The organism is Vibrio sp. D173a (genome assembly GCF_030248475.1).
The window spans coordinates 1-5,166 of sequence record NZ_JAHGAH010000329.1; the positions used below are offsets into that span (position 1 = coordinate 1).

The 5,166-nt window shown below is 43.5% G+C and carries 4 protein-coding genes and 1 pseudogene; 3 read left to right on the plus strand and 2 right to left on the minus strand.

Annotated elements, in window-relative coordinates; translation table 11 throughout:
• Positions 1-393, plus strand: a pseudogene (locus tag KIV40_RS25315) (hypothetical protein); the annotation flags it as partial.
• Between the two features lie 84 nt (positions 394-477).
• Here KIV40_RS25315 and fadR read toward each other — a convergent pair.
• Positions 478-1,317, minus strand: coding sequence for a fatty acid metabolism transcriptional regulator FadR (fadR, locus tag KIV40_RS25320; protein ID WP_005531443.1), 840 nt, complete (start codon positions 1,315-1,317; stop codon positions 478-480).
• A 639-nt stretch (positions 1,318-1,956) separates the two neighbouring features.
• Between fadR and nhaB the strand changes: the two genes are divergently transcribed.
• Both nhaB and dsbB read left to right on the plus strand, forming a co-directional pair.
• Complete coding sequence (gene nhaB, locus KIV40_RS25325; RefSeq protein ID WP_012128471.1) at positions 1,957-3,543, plus strand: Na(+)/H(+) antiporter NhaB; 1,587 nt, start codon at positions 1,957-1,959, stop codon at positions 3,541-3,543.
• Between the two features lie 85 nt (positions 3,544-3,628).
• Positions 3,629-4,165 carry a disulfide bond formation protein DsbB gene (gene dsbB, locus KIV40_RS25330; protein ID WP_012128472.1) on the plus strand — a complete coding sequence of 179 codons (537 nt, stop codon included), beginning with the start codon at positions 3,629-3,631 and terminating at the stop codon, positions 4,163-4,165.
• Between the two features lie 76 nt (positions 4,166-4,241).
• On the opposite strand, the gene KIV40_RS25335 is transcribed toward dsbB, so the two are convergent.
• Positions 4,242-4,850 carry an SEC-C metal-binding domain-containing protein gene (locus KIV40_RS25335; RefSeq protein WP_012128473.1) on the minus strand — a complete coding sequence of 203 codons (609 nt, stop codon included), beginning with the start codon at positions 4,848-4,850 and terminating at the stop codon, positions 4,242-4,244.
• Positions 4,851-5,166: the final 316 nt, after the last annotated feature.

Below are 5,166 nucleotides of genomic sequence, written 5' to 3' on the forward strand. Positions count from 1 at the left end.
GGAGTCCATACCATTGAGCTAAATGACGAGTACCACATGAACTGGCAAACTGTCATTGATAGCTTAGAGACGCTGACACAACTGCGTATCAGCATCCAAGACATGGGGGATAAAGGTGGTCCAGAGCGGATGAAGAATTACGCTTCGGTAATGATAAGAAGATTGAACCAGTTGGCTGTGATTAGCCCTTTAAGTATTGCCTCTCCTATGTCAACTCGTTCGATTCAATCTTTAAATGAGTACATTGAGGGCGAGCTCACTTCGCTGAGTGAAGAAGAGCTTTACGATATCACTTCTGACCTATCACTCACGATATTTAATACCTACGATCAAATGCTATCGGATATTATCGAAACCCTTTATTTACCTTTACCCAGATTGTCCTTAGCTTAACCGCTAGGGTGAATAAGTATCAAAAAAAACCGCAGGTTTATACCTGCGGTTTTTGTACTGAAATCGTTGGAATCCAAGGGTTAACTAACTGTCGTCTTCTGTGAAGTTAGTTGGCAACTCTTGCTTCATCTCGTTCCAGATTTGTGCACTTTCCATACCGTAATGACGAATCACGATTGGTAGTTGATCGCGCTGGCCAGTTTCACACGTTTCTAGAAGCTGACGGTAAAAACTCAGTGCCAAATCACGTGATGCTGGGTTTGAGAAGTAGTAGCTGCCTACGCGATCATAAAGCTTTCTTAGACCGTTGAAGATCAATCCGTAAATCTGGTTACCAGAATGGAACGCTAAGCGTTGGAACAACATGTAGTCGTAGAAGTTGAATGTCTTAGCAATCAGGATTTCTTGACGCTTCGCTTCATCTTTTTCGTTGTCTTCTTTTACGCTTTGCAGGATCTTGTCGGCGTATGGAGACGCAGCAATAAAGTCATCCCAAGAAGGAGCACTAACAAGCGCTTCACAAGACTCAATCACGTTCTGGATTGTGCGCTCAGACGCCTCTTTGTTTGCTTTAAACGCATAGCGCATGAAGATTGGACTGATGTTAGTACGTGCCGCAAGCAAATCTTCAACGATGTTTGTTGCGTTATCAACGTCTAGCGTCATTAGCGTGTCCAAGATATGCAGACCAGAGGTCTCCATGAATTGGTTAACTTTGGTTGGTTTACCGTGTTGGATAGTCAACCAACCGTCTCGCGCAAGACGCTGGAGCACTTCGCGTAATGTTGTACGAGTAACACCAATAAGTTCAGATAGCTCACGTTCAGCGGGTAAGATTGAGCCAGGTGGAAAACGGCCGTTCCAAATGCTCTCGATAATGTATTTTTCTGCGAAACCCGCAGGGCTCTTAGCCTTAATGACCATTCTGTTTTTATCCAATATTGATTTCTAAGGGTCGATACCACTCATCATACCACTACTTAACGATTTGCGAAAATTAACGATCAATAAATGAAACGAAATCTCAATATAGGGTTAATACTCTACATATATATTCAATTCAAAATGTTAATCACTTTGAATCAAACTCGTAAAATTTATATTTTGGATAAACCCTAATGACCACAAACGCAGTAAAAATAAAGCCTACCTCGTCACATTTTTCTGCTCAAAATATGCAAAATAAATTTATGTTTTACGATAAATATTCTTTCTTAATTGATCTTTTCTCGTAATTGACTTGGTTTTAAATTCCAAGGTGATTTTTTTTAAGCTTTTCATGGTATAGTAACGCCGTTTTGATCGCGTTATTACAAATAAAAAGCAGTTTTAGTCGGCAGCATCACGTTTTGTTATTGACTATAAAATGCCGAAGTGTAGAGTTGCGGTCGAAAGTGAGCGGTGCTTAAGTTCAGGGGAAGTAACTTGGCAAGACTACAGTGAAGCAAGGGATTGTTGTTTTTCTAAGTTATTGTTTTAAAAGGCTAAATAATAAGTCTAACAAACAGATACTTAAGCACTATTGTAGTGTCTATTCATAATTTTGTTATAAAGAGAATTATCATGCCGATGTCGCTCGGAAATGCCTTTATCAAGAACTTTCTTGGTAAAGCGCCTGATTGGTACAAAGTTGCCATTATAGCCTTCCTAATTATTAACCCGATTGTTTTCTTCCTAATTGACCCATTTGTTGCAGGTTGGTTGCTAGTAGCAGAATTTATTTTCACGCTAGCAATGGCGCTGAAGTGTTACCCACTTCAACCAGGCGGTTTGCTTGCAATTGAAGCGGTTGCTATCGGGATGACCAGCCCTGCCCAGGTGAAGCATGAGCTGGTTGCGAATATCGAAGTTCTTCTACTATTGGTATTCATGGTTGCAGGTATCTACTTTATGAAACAGCTTCTGCTGTTCATTTTTACGAAGATCCTGCTTGGTATTCGTTCGAAAACGTTACTTTCACTCGCATTCTGTTTCGCAGCTGCGTTTTTGTCAGCATTTCTCGATGCACTGACCGTTATCGCCGTCGTAATCAGCGTTGCAGTGGGTTTCTACTCGATTTACCACAAAGTCGCTTCTGGTAACCCTATCGGTGACCATGACCATACTCAAGATGACACCATCACTGAGCTTACGCGTGACGACCTTGAGAACTACCGTGCATTCCTACGTTCATTGCTAATGCATGCTGGTGTGGGTACTGCGCTTGGTGGTGTAACAACAATGGTTGGTGAACCACAAAACTTGATCATTGCAGACCAAGCGGGTTGGTTCTTTGGTGAATTCCTGATCCGAATGGCGCCAGTGACTCTTCCTGTTTTCTTCTGCGGCTTGATCACTTGTGCAATAGTAGAGAAGCTAAAGATTTGTGGGTACGGTGCGCAGCTGCCTGATAACGTTCGTCAAATCCTTGTCGATTTCGACCGTGAAGAGCGTAAAACCCGTACTAACCAAGACGTAGCTAAGCTTTGGATTCAAGGTCTAATCGCAGTTTGGTTAATTGCAGCACTTGCTCTGCACTTAGCGGCCGTGGGTCTGATTGGTCTTTCAGTTATTATCCTTGCAACCTCATTCACTGGTGTGATTGAAGAACATTCAATGGGTAAAGCGTTTGAAGAAGCCCTGCCGTTTACAGCACTTCTTGCCGTGTTCTTTGCAGTCGTTGCTGTAATCATTGACCAAGAACTATTTAAGCCGGTTATCGACGCTGTACTTGCAGTTGAAGACAAAAGCACACAGCTGGCGTTGTTCTATGTCGCCAACGGTCTGCTTTCAATGGTCTCGGATAACGTTTTCGTGGGTACGGTCTACATTAACGAAGTAAAAGCGGCACTGATTGATGGCCAAATTACTCGTGAACAGTTCGACCTATTAGCGGTAGCAATCAACACAGGAACTAACCTACCTTCAGTTGCAACGCCAAACGGCCAAGCTGCGTTCCTATTCCTGCTAACATCCGCACTGGCACCATTGATTCGTCTATCCTACGGTCGCATGGTGATCATGGCACTGCCATACACTATCGTACTGGCAATTGTTGGCTTGATGGGCATCATGTTCTTCCTAGAACCAGCAACCGCATTCTTCTACGATGCAGGCTGGATTTCGCCAAGCAGTGGTGATCTGGCTCCTGTTGTGTCAGGTGGACACTAAAAATTTGAGTTGATTAGGAAACTTATCCAAGTTAAAAAGCTCTGAGTATTCAGAGCTTTTTTATATTTCAGACAGGATTGTAACCGTGAGTATTTTTGCATCACTTAATCAGTTTTCGAAAGGACGCTTATCTTGGCTCCTTCTCCTTTTAGCGATTATCTTTTTTGAAGCCTGTGCCCTATTCTTCCAACACGTTATGATGCTAGCACCTTGTGTTATGTGCATTTACGAACGTGTGGCAATGATGGGAATTATTTTTGCCGCGATGATTGGTCTTATCGCACCAAACAACCCTCTCGTTCGCTGGATTGCATTAGCAGCATGGGGCGCAAGTGCTTACAAAGGTTTGATGCTTGCGATGCAGCATGTGGACTATCAATTCAACCCTTCACCATTTGCAACATGTGACCTATTCGTGACGTTCCCAAGTTGGGCACCATTAAACCAGTGGTTTCCTTGGATGTTTGAAGCATACGGTGACTGCGCGAAGATTGTGTGGGAGTTCCTTGGTCTTTCTATGCCTCAATGGCTTATCGTCATTTTTGCGGGTAACTTAGTCGCTCTTGCATTCATTGTGATTGCGCAATTTGTTCGCGGTAAGCGCAAGAATCCAATCCAGTAACATTTTTCCGACTTCGAATTACTGAAAATGAATACAAAAAAGCCGACCACGAGGTCGGCTTTTCTTTGCAATTCGATTACTTACCGCAACATTGCTTAAACTTCTTACCGCTTTCGCATGGGCAAGGGTCATTACGCCCAACACCTTTGAAAGGGTTCAAACTCTTCGACTTTTTGCCGACCATCAATTCGTCTGCACCAAGTGCAACTTCGTTGATCATCAGGTCAAACTGTTCGATGAAGTCCACAAGTGCTGGCGGCGTTTCAATACCCACATCACGCATCTGTTGCTGAGTTTGCTCTTCATCAATCGCCAACATCATCGTCGTCAAAAGTGCTTGCAGCATTCGCTCAAGGCCATCGTTCAATGCGACATCATGCCACTGCTCTTCAATCATCGGCCAGACAGACATAAAGCCTTCAGCAAAATCCGCTAACTGCTCTGAGTTGGCTTCTGTCAGCGCAAGAATAGAGTATTCGTTACGCAGAATGTAGTTGTGCTGCTTGTGAATCTGCTCTTCAACCATTGGCTGAATCGTTTTAAAGCCCTCACCTAGAAGTGGCTCTAGCCATGTTTCCGGTGCTAACGGTTTCGTGGTCAGGTTCGCAGCTAGGACCGCCCCTTCCATAAACAGCGAAGATTCTTCGAGTTGAACTTCACCTTTCTCAATTAATGTGTATTGCATGTCATCTGGTTTCCCATGAATTTGGCGGCATTATACCCTAGAGCTTATACCCAAGTAACCTCGAGATGTTTGGTTCAGCGAGAATGACTTGGTTTGTAGACACGACGCCGATTTAAAGGTCTAGTGGGCCTAAATCAAGAATCGGCAACAAAGTATACAAACCAAGGCCCTTACTATTTGCAAAGAGTGCCCTTCGGGAGCGTGTCATTGACTCGATCTCTGCTTCAAACAACTTGGAAAGAGCTCGCTATTCCACGGCGTTGTTTTCCTTGACCTCGAATCAATGACAACGCTCTGAATCCAGCATCTTGAAGTC

Excerpts from the sequence above, each read along its gene's own strand:
- nhaB (WP_012128471.1), top strand. The coding sequence starts at position 1,957 with ATGCCGATGTCGCTCGGAAATGCCTTTATCAAGAACTTTCTTGGTAAA.
- KIV40_RS25335 (WP_012128473.1), bottom strand. The coding sequence starts at position 4,850 with ATGCAATACACATTAATTGAGAAAGGTGAAGTTCAACTCGAAGAATCT.
- fadR (WP_005531443.1), bottom strand. The coding sequence starts at position 1,317 with ATGGTCATTAAGGCTAAGAGCCCTGCGGGTTTCGCAGAAAAATACATT.